24 protein-coding genes are annotated in these 21,490 nt (G+C 65.9%); 9 read left to right on the plus strand and 15 right to left on the minus strand.

From position 1 onward, the window contains the following. Positions 1 to 3: 3 nt before the first annotated feature. The 7 genes from C664_RS00370 to C664_RS00400 all read left to right on the plus strand — a co-directional run bounded on the left by C664_RS00370 (position 4) and on the right by C664_RS00400 (position 4,830). The gene (locus C664_RS00370) at positions 4 to 1,050 is read left to right on the plus strand and encodes a replication initiation factor domain-containing protein (protein WP_004251177.1); all 1,047 of its coding nucleotides are present in this window, start codon (positions 4 to 6) and stop codon (positions 1,048 to 1,050) included. Positions 1,051 to 1,059: 9 nt separating this feature from the next. Next, a complete protein-coding gene (locus tag C664_RS00375) occupies positions 1,060 to 1,317 on the plus strand; it encodes a hypothetical protein (protein WP_004251183.1) in 258 nt (85 codons plus the stop codon). Further along, a complete protein-coding gene (locus tag C664_RS00380; protein ID WP_004251186.1) occupies positions 1,314 to 1,559 on the plus strand; it encodes a hypothetical protein in 246 nt (81 codons plus the stop codon). Before C664_RS00375 ends, C664_RS00380 begins: the two co-directional genes overlap by 4 nt. Beyond that, entirely contained in the window at positions 1,556 to 1,747 is a 192-nt protein-coding gene (locus C664_RS00385; protein WP_004251188.1) for a major capsid protein, read from the plus strand. Before C664_RS00380 ends, C664_RS00385 begins: the two co-directional genes overlap by 4 nt. Positions 1,748 to 1,850: 103 nt before the next feature. After that, complete coding sequence (locus C664_RS20560) at positions 1,851 to 3,404, plus strand: hypothetical protein (protein ID WP_157353842.1); 1,554 nt, start codon at positions 1,851 to 1,853, stop codon at positions 3,402 to 3,404. Between the two features lie 2 nt (positions 3,405 to 3,406). Next, positions 3,407 to 3,748 carry a DUF2523 family protein gene (locus tag C664_RS00395; RefSeq protein WP_038010482.1) on the plus strand — a complete coding sequence of 114 codons (342 nt, stop codon included), beginning with the start codon at positions 3,407 to 3,409 and terminating at the stop codon, positions 3,746 to 3,748. After that, positions 3,745 to 4,830, plus strand: a complete 1,086-nt coding sequence (locus C664_RS00400; protein ID WP_004251200.1) for a zonular occludens toxin domain-containing protein — start codon at positions 3,745 to 3,747, stop codon at positions 4,828 to 4,830. Before C664_RS00395 ends, C664_RS00400 begins: the two co-directional genes overlap by 4 nt. Here the strand turns inward: C664_RS00400 and C664_RS00405 are convergent. From C664_RS00405 to C664_RS00435, 7 genes are all read right to left on the minus strand, one after another. Then, a complete protein-coding gene (locus C664_RS00405) occupies positions 4,827 to 5,051 on the minus strand; it encodes a hypothetical protein (protein ID WP_004251203.1) in 225 nt (74 codons plus the stop codon). The two genes, C664_RS00400 and C664_RS00405, sit on opposite strands and share 4 nt — an antisense overlap. Positions 5,052 to 5,114: 63 nt before the next feature. Further along, positions 5,115 to 5,384, minus strand: coding sequence for a hypothetical protein (locus C664_RS00410; RefSeq protein WP_004251206.1), 270 nt, complete (start codon positions 5,382 to 5,384; stop codon positions 5,115 to 5,117). A gap of 804 nt (positions 5,385 to 6,188) precedes the next feature. Beyond that, positions 6,189 to 7,511 (minus strand): IS1182 family transposase, encoded by a 1,323-nt coding sequence (locus C664_RS00415; protein ID WP_004251208.1) that lies wholly within the window; start codon positions 7,509 to 7,511, stop codon positions 6,189 to 6,191. Between the two features lie 123 nt (positions 7,512 to 7,634). Further along, entirely contained in the window at positions 7,635 to 7,895 is a 261-nt protein-coding gene (locus tag C664_RS00420; protein WP_004251210.1) for a DUF6455 family protein, read from the minus strand. Between the two features lie 102 nt (positions 7,896 to 7,997). Further along, positions 7,998 to 8,519, minus strand: coding sequence for a peptide deformylase (def, locus tag C664_RS00425; protein ID WP_004251212.1), 522 nt, complete (start codon positions 8,517 to 8,519; stop codon positions 7,998 to 8,000). Beyond that, the gene (locus C664_RS00430) at positions 8,516 to 8,923 is read right to left on the minus strand and encodes a hypothetical protein (RefSeq protein WP_232435041.1); all 408 of its coding nucleotides are present in this window, start codon (positions 8,921 to 8,923) and stop codon (positions 8,516 to 8,518) included. Before C664_RS00430 ends, def begins: the two co-directional genes overlap by 4 nt. Positions 8,924 to 8,944: 21 nt before the next feature. Next, positions 8,945 to 10,978, minus strand: a complete 2,034-nt coding sequence (locus C664_RS00435; RefSeq protein ID WP_004251218.1) for a sigma-54-dependent Fis family transcriptional regulator — start codon at positions 10,976 to 10,978, stop codon at positions 8,945 to 8,947. A gap of 221 nt (positions 10,979 to 11,199) precedes the next feature. On the opposite strand from C664_RS00435, the gene C664_RS00440 reads away from it, so the two are divergent. After that, on the plus strand, positions 11,200 to 11,514 hold the full coding sequence (locus C664_RS00440; protein WP_004251221.1) for a hypothetical protein: 315 nt from the start codon (positions 11,200 to 11,202) through the stop codon (positions 11,512 to 11,514). A 79-nt stretch (positions 11,515 to 11,593) separates the two neighbouring features. Here the strand turns inward: C664_RS00440 and C664_RS00445 are convergent, their stop codons facing one another. The 8 genes from C664_RS00445 to C664_RS00480 form a co-directional block, all read right to left on the minus strand. Then, the gene (locus tag C664_RS00445) at positions 11,594 to 12,298 is read right to left on the minus strand and encodes an HAD family hydrolase (RefSeq protein ID WP_004251224.1); all 705 of its coding nucleotides are present in this window, start codon (positions 12,296 to 12,298) and stop codon (positions 11,594 to 11,596) included. Beyond that, on the minus strand, positions 12,295 to 14,196 hold the full coding sequence (gene pabB / locus C664_RS00450) for an aminodeoxychorismate synthase component I (RefSeq protein ID WP_004251226.1): 1,902 nt from the start codon (positions 14,194 to 14,196) through the stop codon (positions 12,295 to 12,297). Before pabB ends, C664_RS00445 begins: the two co-directional genes overlap by 4 nt. A gap of 19 nt (positions 14,197 to 14,215) precedes the next feature. Beyond that, entirely contained in the window at positions 14,216 to 14,749 is a 534-nt protein-coding gene (gene fae / locus C664_RS00455) for a formaldehyde-activating enzyme (RefSeq protein WP_004251228.1), read from the minus strand. A 50-nt stretch (positions 14,750 to 14,799) separates the two neighbouring features. Beyond that, complete coding sequence (locus C664_RS00460) at positions 14,800 to 15,627, minus strand: formylmethanofuran dehydrogenase subunit C (protein ID WP_004251245.1); 828 nt, start codon at positions 15,625 to 15,627, stop codon at positions 14,800 to 14,802. After that, complete coding sequence (gene fhcD / locus C664_RS00465) at positions 15,624 to 16,580, minus strand: formylmethanofuran--tetrahydromethanopterin N-formyltransferase (RefSeq protein WP_048709667.1); 957 nt, start codon at positions 16,578 to 16,580, stop codon at positions 15,624 to 15,626. The genes C664_RS00460 and fhcD overlap by 4 nt, the downstream gene beginning before the upstream one ends. Further along, complete coding sequence (locus C664_RS00470; protein ID WP_004251253.1) at positions 16,577 to 18,250, minus strand: formylmethanofuran dehydrogenase subunit A; 1,674 nt, start codon at positions 18,248 to 18,250, stop codon at positions 16,577 to 16,579. The genes fhcD and C664_RS00470 overlap by 4 nt, the downstream gene beginning before the upstream one ends. Then, positions 18,247 to 19,554 (minus strand): hypothetical protein, encoded by a 1,308-nt coding sequence (locus C664_RS00475; protein ID WP_004251254.1) that lies wholly within the window; start codon positions 19,552 to 19,554, stop codon positions 18,247 to 18,249. Before C664_RS00475 ends, C664_RS00470 begins: the two co-directional genes overlap by 4 nt. 133 nt (positions 19,555 to 19,687) lie before the next feature. Continuing rightward, complete coding sequence (locus C664_RS00480; protein WP_004251255.1) at positions 19,688 to 20,398, minus strand: HisA/HisF-related TIM barrel protein; 711 nt, start codon at positions 20,396 to 20,398, stop codon at positions 19,688 to 19,690. Here C664_RS00480 and C664_RS00485 point away from each other — a divergent pair. After that, positions 20,397 to 21,482 (plus strand): ATP-grasp domain-containing protein, encoded by a 1,086-nt coding sequence (locus C664_RS00485; protein ID WP_004251256.1) that lies wholly within the window; start codon positions 20,397 to 20,399, stop codon positions 21,480 to 21,482. The genes C664_RS00480 and C664_RS00485 overlap by 2 nt on opposite strands. The last annotated feature ends 8 nt before the right edge of the window (positions 21,483 to 21,490 follow it).

Raw genomic sequence — 21,490 nt, forward strand, 5'->3', positions numbered from 1 at the left:
GCCATGCAATCCGCTTTCATTGACTTCCTCGGCGTCACGTTCTGGATGGACCCGGCGAACGCTCGCCAGGTCATCGAAACCCTGCTGAAAGGCTGGCTTGGCATTGAGGCCCGCATCGTCGAAACCGGCAAGGGCTGGAACGGCTACAAGCACCGCATCGACATTGATGGCGTCGGCCTCGTTGCCTACGGTGGCAACGGCGACACGATCCACGTCGAACTGACCGGCGCAGGCTGCATGCAGGTTAAGGACTGGGAAGCGGTCGCGGACTCTCTGGACATGCTCGAAGCCCGCATAACGCGCATCGACCATGCCGTTGATGACTTCGAAGGCGAGCAGTACAGCATCGACTGGTGCCGCGCCCAATACGAGGCGGACGGCTTCAAGCCTCAGCGCGGTCAAAGCCCGCTTGCTCGCCTGATTGACGACATGGGCACCGGCAAGGGCTGCACCTTCTACGTTGGCTCCCGCGAGTCGGGCCGCGTGTTCCGTGGATACGAGAAGGGCAAGGAACAGGGCAACCCGGACTCGCCGTGGTTCCGCCTTGAGGTTGAAACCCGCAACCGCAACGGGCGCACGATCCCCATCGACGCCATCCGCAACCCCGGCGCCTACTTCGCTGGCGCGTACAGGTGCCTCGAACACCACAACGCCGAACAGCGCCAGATCAAGACCGTTCGCCACGTCGCCCAGGCTCACATCGAGCGCGCTGTTGAACACGCCCGCAAGCAGGCGGGCCGCGCCATCCATGCGCTGCTGACCCTCGGCATGAAGACGGATGAAGTCCTCGCCCGTCTGCACGTGCCCGAACTCCCCAAGAAGCTCGCCGCACCGATCCGCGCCTTCCTCGCGCTGGACGAGAGCGAGCGCACCTATACCGAAGCCATCGCGCCAGCGTGGGCCAAGCAGGCCACCCCGGACGAAGTGGCCGAACTCTACAAGGCCGTCCGACTACAGCGCGCACCGTGGCGCGTCGGGCAGGGCACCAACGGACACAACCCCATCACCGGCAACGCCGCCCCGGTCTGGGAACCTACCCTAGCGGCATAAGGAAAAATCATGCGTTTCCCGTTCGAACTCACCAGCTCGCGCGTCATTCAAGGCCGTAAGGACCCGTCGCGCTCCTTCACCATCATCGAGGGCCTCTGCACGCTCCCCGATAACAAGCGCGTCTTTATGGAAGCGCTTTTGACGGATCGTCAGCACTTCGCGCCGGGGCACTACGCCGTCGAGATTGCGCTCGACACCGACCGCCAGCGTCGCCTCACCGCGTTCGTCCGGGGCCTCCACCCGGTCCAGCAGAAGGCCGCAGCATGACCATCTGCGTCCAGGTCGATACCGACGGCACGATTTACGCCGTCCAGCCGCAACCGGCGGAAGTCTCGGCCTGTTCCTATGTACTCGTCAGCGGCGATGCGGCGCTTAACTCGCCCTTCGCCCTGACACCAGAGCAAGGCGCACAAGTCGGTGGGGCGGTCCTGCTGGTTTGGGCGGTTGCATATGTGTTCCGGGTTCTCGCCCGGGTTCTCAACGTCGATGAAAAAGGGGATTCGACATGAAGCAAATCCGTAACTTCGCACTGGGCGCTCTGGCGCTCGTTCCTGCTGTCTCGTTCGCCGCCGTGGATGTCGCGGAAGTCGTGACCGAGATCGAAGGCGCTGCTACTCCGATCGCCGCGATCGGTGCCGCCGTCCTGCTGGTCATGGTCGGCATCAAGGTTTTCAAGTGGGTGCGCCGCGCAATGTAATTGCGCACCACTGGAATGCCGGGGGCGGGCTTCGGCTCGCCCTTTTTCATGTCAGGGGGTCGGAAATGGGGACGTGGGTTCTAGTTTGTTACTTGGGGGCAGCATGGCTCATCTTCGCCGATTGATGTTTTTTGTGGTGGGTTTCGCACTCGTCGCTTTGCCAATGTTAGCGATGGCGCAAGATTATCCAGCGAGGAAGGATTGGAGCCGCAACACGGGTTCTTCATATCCGCGTTATCCGGATTGGAATGCTGCTTGCGGAGGTGATCCGTTCTTTGCTGCTAACCCGTATGAGTCGGACGAATATGGATATTACATGCTGTCATGTCGGCAAAAGCCGTCCAATTCATTGACAGGCGTTACGGTTTATCGGAACTTTAATTGTGATTATGGGGGAACGCAGGTGGGAGATACGTGCGTTAATCCTCCCGCATGTCCAGAGGGCCAAGAGCGTAACACGACAACGGGAGCCTGTGAGGTACAGCAAACGCCGCAGCAGCAGTGCGAAGATATTGGCGGACATTGGTATGGCGGGCAGTGCATAACCTGTACGCCGGGTTATACCTGGACGGGCACTGAGTGCAAAAACCCCTGCGAGGCGAAGGCTGGCAATAGCTATGGCACTTCGGATAGCTGGGCGGCTGTCAGTTCGGCTGGCGGCGGTGGCTCTACGTTCTGCGATGGCACTTGCGCCGTGCAGGCAACCGCGACCGAATGTACGCGCTCTGGCATTTCAGGGCAGGGCGATTTTGTGTCGCTCGGAGAGTCCTGTGTTATGCGTGGTCCGTTCAAGATGACGGGCACGACGTGCGGGGGCGATGGCACCTATCCGACGCTCGATTATGTCGAGCAGCAAGAGCGGCCTTGGTGGGAGTCAGGCAGCGATGAGAAAGGCTGTCAGGCCACGGGCGGTTATTGGGGGCAGGCCAAGGGCATCGACGCATGTGTAGCGCCTCAACCGGGCGAAACTGTCCAGAATGACACTACGACCACGCCAGCGGAGGGCAATAAAAACACGACCACGAACCCGGACGGCTCGACGACCGAAACGACCACGAAGGAAACGACCAGCACGGACGGCGGCAAGGCCACGACCACGAAGGAAACCACGACGATTTACCGGAATCCCGATGGTTCGATAGCGAATGAGGAAACCAAAACGGAAACGACGGAACAGCCGCTGTCTGAGTTCTGCAAGAGCAATCCGGCACACCCGTCATGCGTTGGCACGAAGACCGAAGGGAGCTTCGCCGGTTCATGCTCTGGCGGCTTCAAGTGCAGCGGGGATGCCGTCCAGTGCGCTATAGCTGAAGCGGTCCACAAACAACGATGCGATGCAGCGCAAGCGGAAACGGAAGCGGCGGAGTTTTTACAGCAGGTCGGAACGGGAACTATTGAATCCGCGAAGGTTGCGCAGGCTATCAACGCGGATGGTGAGTTCGATTTCGACATAGCGTCAGCATTTCAGAGTGCCCAGGACAACTACGTCAGCTTTACGGAAGAGTGCTTGCCGTCGTTGGGCTTTGAATTTAAGGGGCGCTCTTACACCTTCGATACGGGTTTTATCTGCGAGATAGGTGACTTCGTGCGCGTCATGCTTCATATGGTTGCGTACATGGCGGTTCTTGGTGTGATCACGCGCGCGTTTGGGGGCTGAACATGGCGTTTCCATTGATTGGTGCGGGAGTTGTTGCGGGGCTTTCGGCATTTTTGGCGAGCCGTGCAGGCTGGATTCTCGCCGGGCTTGGCATTGGGTTTGCGACGATGAAAGGGATGCAAACCGTGCTTGGTTTTGTCGTCGCCGATATGCAAACCATTATCGGAACACTCAATAGCGCTGGGGGTGGAAGTCTCGACGGCTACGGACATATCGGGGCCATCATGCTTAAGTTCGCGGCCTATGTCGGGTTATTCGACGCGATTAATATCGTGATCGGTGGCTACCTCGCGGCGTACGGCATGATTTCGATGCGGGTTGTCCTTCGGAGGCTCCAGGGATGATCTACATTCACACCGGACAGCCGGGTGCAGGCAAAACGCTTTTCACGCTCGACACGGTGCGCAAGCGCGCGCAGAAGGAAAACCGGCCCGTGTTCTATCACGGGATCGAACTGCAAAAGCCGGAACTCTTTGAGGGCTGGCAACTTCTCGAGGACCCGACGCGCTGGATGGATTGCCCGGACGGGGCCATCATCGTTCATGACGAGTGTCAGACTTTGTATCGGCCTCGTGGTAATGGCGCGGCTGTTCCTGAGTACGTCGCCCGGTTTGAGACTCACCGGCACAACGGTTGGGATATCTACCTGATCACGCAACACCCGATGCTCATTGATAGCAATGTGCGGCGACTGGCTGGCGAGCATGTCCATGTCGTGCGCGCTTTCGGGGCAGGAATGGCGACGCTGCACAAGTGGGGCCAGGTCAAAGAGCAGTGCGACAAGACGCGGGCGGATTCGGTGAGCGAAACGCGGGCATACCCGAAAGAACTGTTTGATGCGTACAAGTCCGCCACGATCCACACGCACAAGGCGCGGATACCGGCGCGCATCTTCTTCTTGCTTGCGATCCCGGTGCTGCTCGGTCTCCTTGCTTGGGCGTTTTACGGTTGGTATCGAGGGCAAGCGGAAGGCCCGAAATTGGACACCGTGCAACAGGTGGCGGGCGTTACGGAAACGGGGCAGGGCGGCTTCACGCCGATGGGTGAGCGTCCAGCCCGCCGCAAGTCGACCGGCGAATGGATCGCCGAGCAGCAGCCGCGCATTGCGGGCCTGCCCCACACTGCACCCGTATATGATGAAGTCACCAAGCCGGTGCAGGCACCCTATCCGGCTGCGTGCATCGCGAGTGCCAGCAAGTGCGTTTGCTACACCGATCAGGGAACCCGGATGGGTACGCCCGAGTACCTATGTCGAAAGCTCGCCGAAACTGGCTATTTCGTTGCATGGGAGACTGGCAACAAAGGGCAGGCGACCGGACAGGCGGCGGCTTTGCCGACGGCGGGCCGGACGGCTGAACCGCAGTACATCGACGACACCCGCGGGGGGTTCATTCCCGCGGGCGGTACGTACGGCGGTATCCGCTAGCCCATGAAGCTGCACCCCAGTTCCGACATGCGCTCTGTCACCTTTCGGCGCTGCTCGGTCAGGTATGCGGTTGAGCGTTGGCGTGCTTGTTCGTCGATCTGTGCAAGCTGTGATCGAAGGCTCGCGCACGATGGGTGTTCTTTCGAACTGCTGTTGATGCTCTGCGCCTGGCTCGTGGTGGCGACCAGTGCCAGCAGGGCGATGTAGTATCTCGCGTGCATGATTCCTCCGCATGGAAAATGTGGCGGCAGCATAATGCATGTGCGGCAATGCAGGCGTGATGGTCAGCACAGCGCAGTCCCGAGCTTCCGCAGGTCTGCACGCCCAAAGAATGGCGCTGCGACCTCTCGCAGCATGCGACCGCTGGCCGCCGCGCCATCTTTGCTGTTCCGGTCGATCAAGCGCAGGGCCTCGGCCAGCATCGCGCGCGCCTTCTTCATCGGGTCGGCGGCACGCTTCATGCGCTCGGCCAGTCGGCCCGTCATGTCGTCCAGCGCAAGCGCCAGCTGGCGGGCGAGGAATTCAGCAGATTTTCTCAGTGCCTTCGGGATCATGGTCTTTTCTCCTACCGGGTTCCTAGATTCGGAGCCGATCGTATGATCCTCTCCGTTTGTCGCATCTCTGGCTTAGTCCTTCCGTACTTCCTGAGTCCGTCGCCGTGAGCGTGGGGGCGTGCCGGTCGGGGCGGAACGTCAAGGGCGGGGCCGCCCCGTTCACTTCACCCTTGACGGGACGCAACGAACGGCACGACAACAAAGCGAAGGCGAGGGAGGAAGGGGGTGCGGATGGACGGGGAGAACTGCGACGGGCGGGGAGACCGCCGGTAGGCACTCACGGCGTAGCCGTCTGTATAGTTCTGTGCTTTTATGCTGCCGCCGTGGTCCGCTGAGCTTCGCCGCCTGTACTGGTTTCTCCGATCTGCCCGACACTTCTCGCGCCCGTCGCCGCGCACTTGGCGCCGCCGGATCGCAGCCGAAAAAAAACGCCTGCTGGATGCAGGCGTCGATGCGTTCGAGCTTCACGCGGTGTGCCAGTTGCTACGCCGTTGCGAGCATTCGCCAGCCGCGAAACGTGCCGCCAAATATCTTAACGGCATGCGATAGGCGCGCAATCTTACGGCGTACGAAAAGCACGATAATTTGTGTTATGTAAACTACGATTCGCCACAGGAGCCTGGAGTTGCACTGTCCCAGACTCCCCTAGGAGTCTGCGCGGCAGAACTCCAGAGCGTGTTTTTTAGCAGAACGATTGGCGAACCGAGAGGTGCGGCAAGAGACTGAGGCCGTGGTTAAGTTGCTTTGCGACGTCGCGGCGCGCATGCCGGACGGCAACGGGGACAGGTTTGCCCCCTTTTCCCGTCATGCCGTCCTCAATGTGCTCATCCTGCGCAGGTTCAGCGCCATACAGACGAGCTTCCACTCCGCTTTGACGCGCTCCAGGCCCCGCAGGCTGAACTGCCGGAATCCCAACACGTTCTTGATCCAGCCGTTGGGCGGTTCGGCGATCCATTTCCGTTTTCGGTAGGCGCTCTTGCCCGCCTCGCTCTCGAGCTTGTCGGCCATCTGTGCGGTGTGCGGATTGCGTTCGCGGTCGAAACCGAGTCGGCGCTTGCCTTCCCGGCCCAGCGCCACCACCAGTTCGGTCCCGCACCCGTCGAGTTCCCGGAACGTTTGCTCCGAGCGGTAGCCGGTGTCGGCCAGCGCCTGGCGCGGTCGTTGTTCGACGTTGTCGCGCACGGCCTGCAGTACCCCCGCCAGTTGCCCGGCGTCGCTGGCGTTGTTGGTCAGTTCGGCCGCCACGATGATGTGGGCGGTCTCGTCGACCGCCGTCTGGGCGTTGTAGCTCGGATCGAACCCGCCGCCGGCGCGCTTCATGATGCGGCTGTCCGGATCCGTGAAGTTCTCCTGCGCCTTGTCCTCGGGCACTCCAAAGTCGCGCTTGTAGCGCCCGCCCTTCGGTTTGCCGTCACCGCCGCGCGGGCGACGGTCGTCATCGTCGCTGCGCCCGCGCGCCTGATCGGCCTCGCGCTGGCGCTGCTCGAGCCGCGCCCGGGCTTCAGCAATCGCCGTCAGCCGCGCCTCGCGCCGCGCGATCTCGGCCGGCACATCCAGCTCGGGCTCGTTCCGCTCGGCGTCGTCGGCGGCCTTGGCCCGATTGAGCAGCGCCTCGATCTGCCGTTTCAACTCGGCCTCCGCCTTCACCATATGGCCGTAACTCATCGCCTTGTGGCGGCTGGCGTTTGCCTTGACCTTGGTGCCGTCGATGGCCACCGTCCCGAGCTTGACCAGCCCCATCTCGCGGGCCAGTCGTACCACCTGCACGAACAACTCGCTCAGCTCCTTCAAATGGACAGCGCGAAAGTCGCTCAGCGTGCGGTGGGCCGGGAAGTTGTCTGCCGCCAGGACCCGGAACGCCACATCCTCGTGCAGCTTGCGCGCGATCTTGCGCGAACTGAACACGCCCGTGGCGTACGCATACAGCAGCACCTTGACCATCATGGCCGGATGAAACGGCTGGTTGCGCGGTCCGCCACCGGCATACCGGGCGTGGAACGCGCTCAGGTCCAACCCGTCGACCGCGTCGCTGATGAAGTACGCCAAGTGGCCTTCGGGTAGCCACTCCTGCAGCGCCTGGGGCAGCAGCATCTGCTGCTGCGGGCAATAGGGCAGATAGCTCGTCATCTCGACAGTCTACCGGCCCCGAAACGCCCGGGAGGACTTAACTCACCGACGCTTGGCTTCTGCCGCGCAGACTCCTAGACGGAATTGACCGATGCCAGGTTGCTGGCGAGGCCGATCACCCGCTCAGTGGCTTCGGTAAGGCTCGAAGGCTGCGGCGTTCGGGCAAAAAGCCAGTGGGCTGGACTCCGGGCGCTTGCCGTCCAGCCAGGCGCTGCAGACCTCGGGCTGTTCGCAGCCGCGGCAGCGTCCGATCATTGCGCGGAATGTCACGCCGTTGTCGTCGCAGATGATCTTTGAGCTATCGACGTCGAGCCGCTGGATCATGCGTTGCATCATGGTCATGCGGCGCTGAGTTCGTTCGGCCCAGTTCTTGATGATGTTCATTTCCGGTCTCCTCTGTGTGGGTCGTCCAGTGAGGCTAGACCGGTGACGGGGAATTGCTTTGATGCGTATCAAAACGGCGCAGCGCTCCAGTCGCGCCGGGACTTACGCGAGCTCGGGAAACAGAACGTCGGTGTACCCGAAGCGGCGCAGATCCTTGATCCGCATCGGATAGAGCACGCCAAGAAGGTGGTCGCATTCGTGCTGCACGACGCGCGCGTGAAAGCCCTCGGCGGTACGGTCGATGGCCTTCCCCTGCGGATCGAAGCCCCGATAGCGGATCCTCACGCTGCGTGGGACCATGCCTCGCAGGCGCGGTACGGAAAGGCAACCTTCCCAGCCCTCTTCCGTGGCGTCGTCGAGCGGTGTGATCTCCGGATTCAGCAGGATCGTACGCGGCACGGGCGGGGCGTCCGGGTAACGCTCGCTGCGTTCGAACCCGAAGATGACGACCTGCAGGCCCACACCGATCTGCGGTGCGGCCAGCCCGACACCACCGCTCACGGCCATGGTGTCGAACATGTCTGCGATCAGCGCTTCTAGCTCGGGCGTACCAAACGCGGTCACCGGGGCGGCCGGCTGCAGCAGACGCGGGTCGCCCATCTTCAGAAGTGTGCGGACGGTCATGTCGTCGGACGACCCTCGCCCGCAGGCTTGTCTGCGTCCACCAGTGCATAGGCATCAGCGACATAGGCCGGCCCCTTCATCACGTAAACGATGAAGGCGCCGATGGCAGCGGTGAACACCACCGTCCAGTGCAGCACGACGACGCCGGTGACGTAGATATCGACCATGCCGATCCGCGCGAGCGCTTCGTGCGAAATATTGCCCCATTCCAGCAGGCGAACGACGAGCGATGGCAGGACGAGCGCGATCGTTCCGAAAATCGTGATGGCAGGCAGCTTCCGCAGGATGCGGGTTTCGAGGCCGGCCGGTGTGCGGGTGAAGCCGGGCAGTTTCCTGAAGCAGTTCATGGCACCAATTCCTGTCGATGGATGCGTTTGCAGCATCCGGGCCGAATTCTGCGCCAAGTGCTTCTTGAACGCCCGGATTCAGCCGATCTTTCCGAGTTTTCGGTACAAGGTGTTGCGGCTGATGCCGAGCCGACGTGCAGCGGCGGATACGTTCCCACCGACTTCACGCATCACCGTGGCAATCGCATCGAGCTCGATCTCGTCGAGACTGCGGGGGGCTGCATTTGCTGTCGGTGACGCAGTCATGATCGGTGGTGCATCAGTGTGTTCATTGACCAGCGGCGAACGGTTCGGTTCTGCGTCGTCACGTTGCTGATCCGCGCCGAAGAGTTCCTCGGGGAGATGGAAGGCTTCGATGACGCTTTCGTCGTCATCGAGCAGTGCGACGGCCACCCGGATCACGCTCTGCAACTGGCGGATGTTGCCCGGCCAGCCGTACTGCTCGAAGAAACGCATGACGTCGGCGCCAATGCTGATCGGGGTGCCACGAAGCGACGCTGTCTCGGCCCTGAGGATGCGCTCGACGAGGCAGGCAACGTCGGTGCGTTCGCGCAAGGCGGGCAAGGTGACGGTCAGGCCGTTCACGCGGTAGTAGAGGTCCTCGCGGAACTCGCCGCTGGCGACGGCTTCGCGCAGCACGCGGTGGGTCGCGCACACGAGCGAGATATCGACCGGGATCGTCTTCATCGAGCCGACGGGCGTGACACAGCGCTCCTGCAGCACACGCAGCAGGCGGGTCTGCATCGCCAACGGCATGTCGCCGATCTCGTCCAGGAACAGGGTGCCGCCGTGTGCCTGCTGCACCTTGCCGATGGCGCCTTCCTTGCGCGCACCGGTGAATGCGCCGCCGGCATAGCCGAACAGTTCGGACTCGATCAGGTTCTCGGGGATCGCTGCGCAGTTCAGTGCAATGAAGGGGCCGTCTGCCCGTGGCCCGCTGTTGTGGAAGGCCTGGGCGAAGATCTCCTTGCCCACGCCCGATTCGCCCTGAATGAGCAGGGGAATGTCCTTGCCCGCGATCCGCTTGGCGCGCTGCAGCGCGCGCTGCATGCGCTCGTCGCCGGTGCATAGCGAGTCGAGATTGGGCTCGCGTGCAGCAGCATGGCCGCCGTGCCGTGCAGCCTGAGGCAGCGAGCCCCCCTGCTCCACCACCAGCTGGGGATTGGCGAGCGCGAGCGGTCGTTGAGCGCGCGCCTGCACGTAGATCTCGCCACCCTTGCGCAGGTCCAGCCTGACCATCGAATTGGGCGCCGCCTTGCAACGATCGAGGATCACGCCCAGGCTGGGGCGGAAAATGTCCGACAGCTCAGCGGCGTCACGCGACAGGCCCATGCCCGCAAACCACTCGCGTGCCACGGGATTCAGCCCCAGAACGGCGCCGTCGGGGCTCACGGCAATCATGCCTTCCTGCAGGCTGCCGATGTATTCGGGACGCGAGTGGAAGGCGAGCAGGATGTCGTTGGAGAACTCCGCCTCGAACAGGCGCTTCTCCAGCAGTTGCACCGACAGGCGCACCAGGCCCAGCGTATGGCGCTGGGGATTGCGATAGTCGCCCGAGATGTCGAACACGCCTGAGAGCTTGCCCCGGGCGTCGAATATCGGCGCTGCATTGCACGCAAGAAAGATGTTCTTGTCCAGATAGTGTTCGGCGCCGAGCACCTCGATGGGCAGGCGCTCCGCGATGGCGGTGCCGATGCCGTTCGTGCCGCGCACATCCTCGCTCCAGCATGCACCGGGCTGCAGCGAGACGCGCTCCGCACGATCGACAAAACCCGCATCGCCCAGGCTGTGGATGATCATGCCGTCGGTGTCGGCCAGCAACACCATGCTGCCCGAGGCGCGGATCTGCTCGAACACGTGCTCCATCACGCCACTGCCGAGCTCCAGCAGGCGGGCGCTGCGCTCCCGGGACTCCGACAGGCGGCTGCGGCCTGCCGGATCGATTGCCTGAGCGCTGCGGTGGTCGAGCCCGAAGTCGCGACAGCGCTCCCACGAGCGCAGGATCAAGGGCGAGAGCTCATCCTCGTCGGGCATCTCGTCGCGGAAGAAGCGCTCGCGGGCATGGGCGAGCCGTTCCTCGCGAGCATCCCTGAGTTTGGGAAAACTCGTCATCTCCAGAATCTCCTCCGCGGGCTGTTTGCCAGCCTCATATGACTACGTCGAGCGTGTGTGCCAAAAAGTAGCACCTGCATTGCATTGACGCAAACCCTTTGGCGTAACGTCGCCGCTCACGGCCCGTTTCAAGGTCGCCGCTGGGCTGACGGCGACCCGGACGTGTAGAGGCACGACTCTTGCGTACGCTTAGCCATCTTCAGCGTAACGGGAGTCCAGCGATGACAGCCCTTCTTCCGCCCACCGATTCCATCCTGCGTCGCCACTTCGACCAGATCGCCGCAAGTGCCGGGCTTCCGCCCCTGCCGGAGGACTCGGTCCTGCGGCGTCATCACGCACAGCTGCTCGAAAGTCGCCTCAGTGCGCGCGCACGGGTAGCGGATCAGGCGCCTTTACGCGAGGTTGAGAAGAAGACGCCGCAGCCCGCCATCGAGCGCGTCACGCAACCGAGCCTGCGACCGATTCCGGCCCCTCCGGCCGAACCCGTGCAATCGAAGGGGTGGCTTGGGCGCGTGCTCGACAAGTTGTTCAGTTGACCCTGCGAGGGCCTTTGGGTTCGACCTGTGGCCACGTGCGGGGGCACGTGGCATGGGCGCGCGCTGCCCCGCGTGCGTTTCAGGGGCGGTCGAGGCGCAGCGCTTCGAGGGTGTCCGCGATGCGCCAGCCGTGTGTCCGCGCATGTTCGCGCAGCCGCGGGTCGGGGCGGATCACGACAGGCTCGTGCACTTTCTGCAGCAGGGGCAGATCGCTCGCCGAGTCGGAATAGAAGACGCTGTGGCCGATCGTGTCCCACCGCAGATCCTGGCCATGCAGCCAGCGCTCGACGCGGGCGATCTTCTCGCCGCCGTGGCAGACGGCGCCGGCCAGTCGCCCGGTGAAACGGCCATCCTCCGTCTCGAACTCGGTCGCGAGCAGTGTCTCCACGCCCAGCGCGTGCGCGAGGGCCGATGCGACGAAACGGTTGGTCGCAGTCACGATGCAGCAGCGATGCCCCTGCCCGACGTGGTGTGCGACCAGTCGATGTGCCGCCTGCGGAATGTCTGCAGCCACAGCGGCCGCAAACTTGCGTTGCAGTACCTGCAGGCGGTCGGGGGCGAGGTCGCGGAAGGATTGCGCGACGAAGTCGTGCAGTTGGGTGGCTGTGGCCCTCCCTGCGACGTAGTCCATGCAGCGCGCGAGGTAGTTGTCCGCCAGGGCTGGGCGGACTTCACCTCGGCCTACCAGAAAGCGGAACCACGCCATGCCGCTGTCGAAGGGCACCAGCGTATGGTCGAGGTCGAACAGCGCGATGGCTGGGGACTGCTTTGCAGACGGGCTCACGGACGGCCCTCGCCAATTTCTTCATCCAGGATGGCGTCGACTGCGCCCCGCAGCGCGTTGCAGACCACGATGCGCTCGGCACGGCGCAAGGCGTCCAGGGTGAGCGGCGCTTCCCGTGCCCCCCACGCCGGATCGTCCAGCAATACGCTGCGCATCACGCCGGGCAGCAGCCCCGAACCCAGTGGCGGCGTGATCCACTGGCCGTCGACCTGCGCGAACACGTTGCTGCGCCCGCCCTCGGTGATCTCGCCGCGCTCGTTGCAAAAGAGCATGTCGAAGGCGCCCCGGCGTACTGCTTCGGCGACGGCCGCGTCGTAGACGCCGCGCATGGTCGTCTTGTGCCCGATGAAGGGAGTGTCCGCACGCATCGGTGTCTTCGCGAGCAGGAGCCGCACCGGCCCGTCGGGCAGGGTGTCGAGCGCAGCGACGGCGAGTTCCGTGCTGCCGTCCTTGTGCAGGGCGAGCCGGATGCGATGCCGCGTGTCGGGCGCGAAACCGGCGCACTGGCCTGCGAGCGCTTCGAGGATGGCCTCGCGCCTGAAGTCGAAGCCCAGCGCCGCCGCGCTGCGCTGCAGGCGCGCGAGATGACGGTCGAGGTGGCGGACGCCCTTCCCGCCCTCTCCCAGCATGGTCTCGAACAGGCAGAACCCGGGGTCCAGCCCGGTGAGGAAACGGGCCTTCAGCAGGCACTCCTCGAATTCCTCGTCGGCCCGGCTGTCGATCACGATGCCTGCTCCCACCCCCATGCGCCCCGGACGCAGGCCGGACGCGTCGGGCGGATCGAGGACGAGCGTGCGGATCGCGACCGACAGGCAGAAGTCACCGCACGCCTGCTCATCTGCAGCCGGCGGCTCGATCCAGCCTACGCTGCCGGTATACAGGCCGCGGGGGGTGTCCTCCAACTCGGCGATCAGCTGCATCGTGCGGTGCTTGGGCGCGCCGGTGATCGAGCCGCAGGGGAACAGCGCGCGCAGCAGGTCAGGAAAGGTCGTGCCCTCGGCCAGGTCCGCATCCACGGTGGAGGTCATCTGGAACACCGTCGAGTACGGCTCGATCGCGAACAGCTTGGGCACCTTCACCGAGCCGGTGCGCGCGATGCGACCGAGGTCGTTGCGCAGCAGGTCGACGATCATCAGGTTCTCGGCGCGGTTCTTGACGTCCTCGCCGAGCATGCGTGCGATCTCGCTGTCGCCCTCGGGCACGCGGGCGCGCGAGGCCGTGCCTTTCATCGGCCGCGCTTCCAGCCTGCCGCCGGTGTTGCGCAGGAAGAGCTCGGGCGAGCACGACAGGATATGGCCGCCACCGGACTCTGCCGGCAGCGCGATGAAGGCGCCGAAGGCCACCGGCTGGCGCGCGCGCAACCTGCGATAGAGGCTGGTCGGCGCCCCGAAGCTGCGGAATCCGAGCCGGTAGGTGTAGTTGACCTGGTAGGTCTCGCCCTCGCCGATGTAGGCGTGGATGCGGTGGATGGCGTCGGTGAACGCATCGCGGTCGACGCTCGGGACGATGTCGATGACGCCGGCCGGCGCTGGCTGTCCCGCGTCAAGCTTCAGCTCGTCCGCTTCCCGCCGGGCAAGCCAGGCGCTGACGTCCTCGGCCGACAGGCGCGCCATGTGCGCGAACATCAGCACGCGCAGTTCGCCCGCAGCCTCGGGCGCGATCCGCTCGTAGCCAGCCTTCATCAGGCGCGCGCCCCACTCGTAGTCGGCAAGCACCACGGCCCGCAGCCCGTCGCGCAGGTCGGCGGCCACCGACTGCCACATCGTGTCGAGGCAGGCGGGGTCCTCGCAGCGGTGCTCGCGCACGAAGCCGGTGTAGAGCCTGCTCGTCGGCTGCGCCGCGGTGGCGTGGCAGTCGTCGAGCAGGGCGAAGCAGTCGGTGCCGGGTCGGAACGTCATCGGCATGGTCCGTGTGCGGTCAGCTCCAGTCGTCGTAGTCGTGCTTGATCGTGTGGCGGTTCGCGATCAGCTCGTCGAAGCTGGGTTCGTTGTTCAGCGCGCGCTTGATCGCCAGCTTGGTCGCCTCGTAGTTGGTGCGGTACATGTCCTTCTTGTCGAGGTTCGGGTCGGTGGCGCAGCGCGGGTCGATCCACACCAGGCTGATGATGCACAGGTCGTCGGCCACATCGCGCGGAATGATGCCTTCGATCACGCAGTCGAGCACCGCATCGGCCGTGGCCGACTGCACGACGCCACCGAACAGCTCGATGTTGGCCGTGTCCTTCAGCGTGACCTTGGGCACGGTGATCGTCGCCGGACGCACCATCTGGTTGCAGGCGCGGATGGCGAACATCGCGGTGTGGCCCTTGCTCTGCGCCATCATGTTGGCGAAGGCCTGGCCGACCGGGCCGTCGGTACGGCCGATCAGGATCTCGGGCATCGCGTCGGTGAACTGGCCCTCGGCGGCGAGGACGGTGGCTTCTCCGGCATGGAAAACGTAGTTCTTGCTCATGAAGGCTCCGTGGGGGTCTGGGTCAATCCGTTCGAGTCGATTCGTCCGCGTCAATCCATCTGCGGCAGCAGCCATTCGCCCTTGCCGCCCGTCGCAAGGTCGCCGACCAGCCGGCGCGGCAAGCGTGCAGGCAGGGCCGCGAAAGGGCCGCCATGATAAGCCAGGCTGCGGCGCAGCAAGGCCCAGAAAACGGTGATGTCGTGTCGCGTCTCGACAAAGGTCGGCGGCGTCTCCGGCGCCGGGCCGGCGAACACCAGCGTGCCGCGGCGCATGCCGTAGCCGCAGTGCGCACCCGCCCTGCCCGCCAGCGCCACCGTGCCGGCGACCAGGCGCGAGGCGAGGAAATCGCCCGCATCGCCGTGGATGAGCAGGGTGCCGCGGCGCATGCGGTCGGCGCAGCGTGCGCCGACGCTGCCGCGCACGATCAGTGTGCCGCCGCGCATGCCGTCCATGCTGCCGGGCAAGGCCCCGGCGGCGAAGTCACCGAGCGTGCCGCCGATCTCGATGCGACCGCCCCGCAGCTCGCAGGCGGCCAGGTCGCCAGCGTTGCCGCCGACGATGATCTCGCCTGCCAGCATCTCCGCACCGAGGTAGTCGCCGGCGTCGCCTTCGACCCGCAGCGTGCCGCCGTTCATGCCGCGGCCGATGTCGTCGATGCGGCGGCAGTCGCCCTCGATGACGAGTTGGGGCGTGGCATCGCCTGCGAGCGCCTGGGCGCTCACATCGAAGAGTTCGCCCAGCTCGACCGCCTCGCGGCCAAGCCAAAGCGGGCGCCGGGCGACCTCGGTGGCATCGGCACCGGCCTCGGGCACGATGTCGTCCAGCGATACGCGCAAAGCCGGCGGCTGGCGCAGGCGAAGGTGCAGTCGCGTGCTCATGCCACGCCCTCCCCGCCGAGGATTCGGCGCAGATGGAAGTGGAAGGGGCCGAGCTTGCCGCCATAGTTCCCGGCCGACAGGCGTGAGACGCCGCCCTCGGCGCCGCGTGCGACGATGGCGTCCATGCCGGCGCGCATCGCCGCGGACACGTCGGCCTCGGTCAGGCCGTCGATGACGATCTCCATGACGCAATTCACGTCTCCGCAGTTCACCCCGGCATCGAGTTCCGTCCTGCGCGCGAGCGGCGCCAGCGCCGGGCAGAAGGCGTCATTGGTCGAGGCCGACAGGCTGGCGTACTTGCTGCCGACCTTGGAACCCGAGCGCACCACCCCGCCCGGAAACGGCATGATCACGCCCGGCACGCCACGCATCGCCGCCACGCCGGCTTCGGCCGCGGCCAGCGCGGCCTCGGTGTCGCGCGCGAGGATCAGCAGGTTGCCACCCCCGACCGCCTTGACCACGAAGGTGGTTTCCTCGCCGACGAACTCCCCGTCCATGGTGGGCACCCGCCAGTAGCGCGTGCCGTCGATCATCTTGGAGATCTGCCAGCCGTCGCCGAAAAAGCGCAGGTTCTTCGCCAATGCGATCGGCTCGCCGTCCTTCAGGCCGGCATACACCGCAGTGGTCGGACAGGTCAGCACGCACTGGCCGACCCGGCGCTCGACCTGCTTGGCGAGCTCCTTGCCGGACATCGAGAACAGCAGTACCGCCACGCCGGGCCGCCCGTCGGGCGTCTCGTCCGGCGACAGCGGGCGTTCGATGGCCGCCTCGCAGCCGCAGGCGATCACCGAGGTGGCGAAGCCAGTGGCAGCGACCGCGGCATGCTGCGCCCAGGTGTCGTTGTGCGCCGTGATGATCAGCCGCGTCGCCTTCATCGGGAAGGCTTCGGCGAAGGTGTCGTCGATGTCGATGCCGTTGCGTTGCATGGGGGTGGTCGTTTCCGTGGCGCTCATGTCTGCCCCCCGCCGTGCAGCTTGCAGGGCAGCAGGCTGCCGTGGTTCGAGCAGGAGCACAGTTCGTCCTTGCTGATTCGGGCGTGACGCCAGTCGATGCTCATGTGCTCGCGGTAATGGCGCTCGAGCGTCTTCTCGATGGCCGGGTCGTAATCGGGCTCGACGAAATGGGTGCCGCCGGTGGGCACGGCCTCCAGCCGGCCGCGGCGGGCGACCAGGGTGCCGTCCTTGAAGACGTATTCCGGCGCGGCGAACATCGCCTCGCGGTCGGCCTGCTCGCGATAGACGGCGATGTCGGCGGCTGCGCCGACGCCGAGCTGGCCGCGGTCGGTGAGCCCCAGCAGCTTCGCCGGACCGGCGCGGGTCATGATGGCGATGTCATAAAGGCTGAGTTCGCGCCCGATCTCGCGCAGGTCGGCCATCGCCGCCACGTCGGGGTGCAGCCGGGCGAGCTGTTCGTCACGGAAGGACTTGTCCATCAGCAACCTGATGAGGTGCGGATAGCTGGTGAAGGGGCCGCCGTTGGGGTGGTCGGTGGTCAGCACCACGCGCCAGGGGTCGTCCATGCGCAGGAAGATCTCCAGCCCGATCGCCCACTGCAGCGCGTTGACGTAGCTCTGCTCGCGGTAGCGGAAAGGCACGACGCCGCAGCCGGCATCGCACTCGATGTCGCCGCCGACGTACTTGCGCGGGCTGCCCAGGTCGGCATTGGCGAACTGGCGCATGGTGTCGCCCGAGGCGGTGACGGTCTGGCCGAAGATGATCTGGCCGACGTCGATGCTGACGTTGGGCGCCGCTTTCAGCTTCTCGATGAGCTGGCGGGTGGCCGAGGAGAATTTCTTCGGCCCCTCGGTGCCGTAGGTGTGGAACTGGATGTGCGTCAGATGACCGGGCAGGCCCTCCAGTGCGTCGATGGTGGCGAGGGTGGATTCGATGTTGCCGGCCACGCCAAGGTTGCTGGCGTGAATGTGCAGCGGATGCGGCACGCCCAGCTCGCGCAGCGCGCGCGCAAGCGTATGCACCACCCGGCGCGGTGTGACCTGCCAGTGCACATGGTTCTCGTCCACGTCGAGCTTGCGCTGGTTGAACTTGAAGGCGGAAATGCCGCCGGGGTTCACCACCTTCACGCCCATCGCCTTGCTGGCGTTGATCGACCAGCCGACGTAGTCGCGGATGCGCTCGAAGTCCTCGCCGCGCGCCAGCATCTCGAGGAAGACCTCTTCGTTGCCCAGCATCACGTAGGCCCCGTGGTCGAGGATGGGGGTGTCGCCCATCTCCATGTGCGCCTGACGCGCGTTGGCGGCCAGCATCGCCGGCTCGAAGGCGGCGGTGTAGCCCATCTCGGCGTAGCGGTAGCCTGTCTCCAGCGTGCCGGGCGTGCAGCAGCCGCCGGAGGCGAGTTCGAGCAGGTTGTCGCGCTCGCGCCGGGCGCGGTGGTCTTCGGGCAGCAACATGCGGGCGAGATTGACCTTGCCGCCACCGATATGCGTGTGCAGGTCGATGCCGCCGGCCATGACGATGCAGCCGGCGAGGTCGTAGTCGTGGTCTGCCTTCTCCTGCGGATGGAGTTCGACGATGCGGCCATCGCGGATGCCGATGTCGCGTATTTCGCCGTCGATGCCGTTCGTGGGGTCGTAGATGCGGCCGCCGCGCAGTCGGATCGTGCTCATCGTGCGCCCTCAGCGACCAGGGCGAGTCGCGCGTCGAGGGCGCGGGCCACGTCGGCGACGCCCGGCAGGCCGTCGTCGCGGATCGCATGCAGCGGCAGCGCGACCACGCTGTCGGCACGCAGCAGATGGCCGCTGGCATTGACGCCCGGGGTGGCGACCGGGATGAAGATCGTGCCCTTCTCCGCGCAGTGCGCCGCCAGCGCCGGATGGCCGAGGACGATGCGGGGAACGCCTGTGGGTGGTGGCGGCAGCTTAGGCCCGAAGCTGGCGACCCAGAGCAGCAGATCCACCTCATCGCCGGCAAGGAGACGGTCGGTCGCGTACTGCAGCGGCTGGTGCTCGAGACCCCGCGGGCCGACGCGGCTGCGCAGCGGCAGGCCGGACAGCCAGGTCATGGCGGCGTTCGCGGTCTGCGCGCCATCCAGTCCGCCCAGCGCGAACATGCCGGCGCGCGTGCTGCGGTTCAGGCTCATCACCAGACGCAGCAGGGCTTCGCCGATCAGGGCGCCGTGCGCGGGCAGTTGTGCCGGCTCCCAGACCAGCACGGCATAGCGTGCTGCGCGCAGGGCATCGGCCAGTTCCGCCAGTTCGGTTGCGGGCTGGGGCAGACCGCGTTGCTCGACCAGGGCGGCGAGTGTCGCTGCGGTATCGAACAGGTCGCCCTGCCCCGCCACGATGTCGACGCTGCTGCTTTCGATGGCCTGCGCTGGCGGGACGGCACCGACGAACACGGTGCGGCGCTGCACGCCGCTATCGGTAGTCGGCGCGCAGCGGCGGAAGAACTCGGGATAGTTCGTCGCGTCGGTGCCGAAGCACACCACCAGGTCGGCGCGCGTACGGATCTCGGCAAGCGTGGTGAACATCTGGCCGCGATCCTGCAGCGGGCGCAGCGTGTGCATCAGGGCCTCGCCATGCGCGTGGTCGAGAATGGCGCCGCAGGTGTTGGCCAGGCGGTAGAGCTGGCGCATGCCGGCGACGTCGGTCGCCAACCCGCCGAACAGCGGCTGGCGTGCCTCCGAAAGACGGGCGGCGGCGGCATCCAGCGCAGCCTCCAGGGTCGCGGGCGCGCCGTCGATGCTGGGTGAGACCAGCGTGGCGGTCCGGCTGAAGGCCGCCAGCGCCTTCAGCGCGCGAGGGCAGTCCGAACCGAGCAGTCGCGGCGGGTCGCCATCCTGCAGGTCGAAGCCGTCGCACAGCAGCGAACAGAAGGGGCAGGTCCATGGCGCGCCGGTGGCAGGCGGCGCCGCGGCGGGCGATGGATCGGGGGCGTGCGCGGGGGTAGGCGTGGGGGAGTGCGTATTCATGCGGGGGCTCCATGCAAGCCATGTGCCAAGGTTTCTCGCGGAGAGGCGGATGTGCCCCCTGCCCTCGCCAACGCGCCCTTTCGTTCCGATCCGATACACACGGCGTCGGGCGTGTGCCAAAAAGCCACGCCCTTCACTCGACCCGCGGGATGCGGCGGTCGTGCAGGGCCGAAGCGACCAGCCAGGCATCGGCACCGGCTGCCGCGGCGCGGGCGAGGTCGTCGGCATGGCGGATGCCGCCGGCCCCGATCAGACGGGTGTCACCGGGCGCCTGCGCCCTTACCGACTGCAGCAGGTCGAGCGCCGGGCCGTCGTAGGCGCCGACGCGCTCCAGCGCCATCAGGATCAGGCGCTGCGGCCACAGCGTCGTCGCGCTCCACAGCCCGGCAGGATCGAGCGCCTCTTCGCCGCGACGGTCGAGCGACAGGATGCTGCGGTTCCGATCCGCCAGCGCGGCGGCGGCCTGCGCACGGCTCGCGAGCGACTCGCTGGCGAACACCGGGACGACGCGGGCCGCGTCCGCGCCGAGCCGGGAGAGCTCGCCGCACAGCATGTCGAACACTGTCGCGTCGGCAAAGCCCGCATCGAGCCACAGCGTGAGGCCCGGATTGTGCTTCAGCAGGCGCGACAGCAGCTCGGCCTGCACGGCCCCGCCCGTCAGTGCGTCGAGGTCGGCCACATACAGCGTGTCGGCCGCGGCGTAATCGAGCAGAATCGGCACCACCTCGCGCGGGTCGCTGCTGCCGCACAGCGGCGATTCGATGGGGGCGTAGTGCTGGCGCTCGCCGCGGATGCCGCGCACGACCTGCCCGCACAGGAGATCGACGACCGGAATGATGTGCATGGAACGGAATACGAAGGTCTTGTTGTACGAATTCATCAGCGCCGGCGGACTGGGCGCGGCGACCGCTGGCCAGGCCTCGCTGCTGGCGCAGGGTATCAGCATGCGCGATGCCGTGCTGACCGACCTCATGGCGATGGACGATGTGCAGGTGACCGCGGTGGATTGTCCGGCCGCGCCTCTCCACCAGGTCGGGACGATCCGGGTGCCGGACGGTGTGCAGGTGGCGGATTTCCTGCGCGAGCTTGCAGCGGATTTCGACCGCGTGTGGGTCATCGCCCCGGAGAGCGACGGGATCCTGCTGCAGCTGTGCGAAGCGATCGGCGCCGCGCGCTGGGTGGGCTGCGACGCGGACAGCATCCGTGTCGCCAGCAGCAAGCAGGCGACCTGCGCCAGGCTGGCGGCAGCCGGTATTGCCGTGCCCTGGGGCTGGGCGCCCGAAGGGGAGGAGCCGTCCGCAGCCCTGCGGGCCGGACCCTGGATCGTAAAGCCCGACGATGGTGCCGGCGCCGAGCAGACGCGGGTTTTCGCGAGTTTTGCGCCGGCGCGGGACGAGGCCTTGCGCCGGATTTCGTGCGGACAGCCGACGCGGCTGGAGGCCTGGGTGGGCGGGACTCTCAAGGACGCTCGCGACCACGGAGATGCGTTGAGCCTCTCACTGCTGTGCCGGCCGGATCGCACCGAACTGCTGAGCATCAACCGACAGCGCATCGTGCTGGCAGACGACGGCGCGGTGCAGTATCGCGGCGTCGACATCGACGCCATTCCGCTCGACTGCGCTGTCGGTGGCGAGCTGTGCCGGCTCGCCCAACGCATCCACGCTGCCCTACCCGGTCTGGTCGGCTTTGTCGGCGTGGACCTCGTGCTGGCGAGCGCGCGTGAGACCGAGGCAGACCCGGCGCGTGGTGATCCGGTGGTGATCGAGGTGAATCCGCGCGTGACCTGCGCCTATGTCGGGCAGTCGGTGCGGCGCGGGCGCAATCTCGCGGCCGAGATCCTCAACGCCGCACCTGCAGCCACCCTGGCGCCGTGTCCTGCGGTAGCGCAGGCGCGCGACGCGGCCATCGGCGCCCTGTCCGTCCAATGAACCCCGAA

It is taken from the genome of Thauera sp. 63 (assembly GCF_000310165.2).
Lineage (GTDB): Bacteria > Pseudomonadota > Gammaproteobacteria > Burkholderiales > Rhodocyclaceae > Thauera > Thauera humireducens.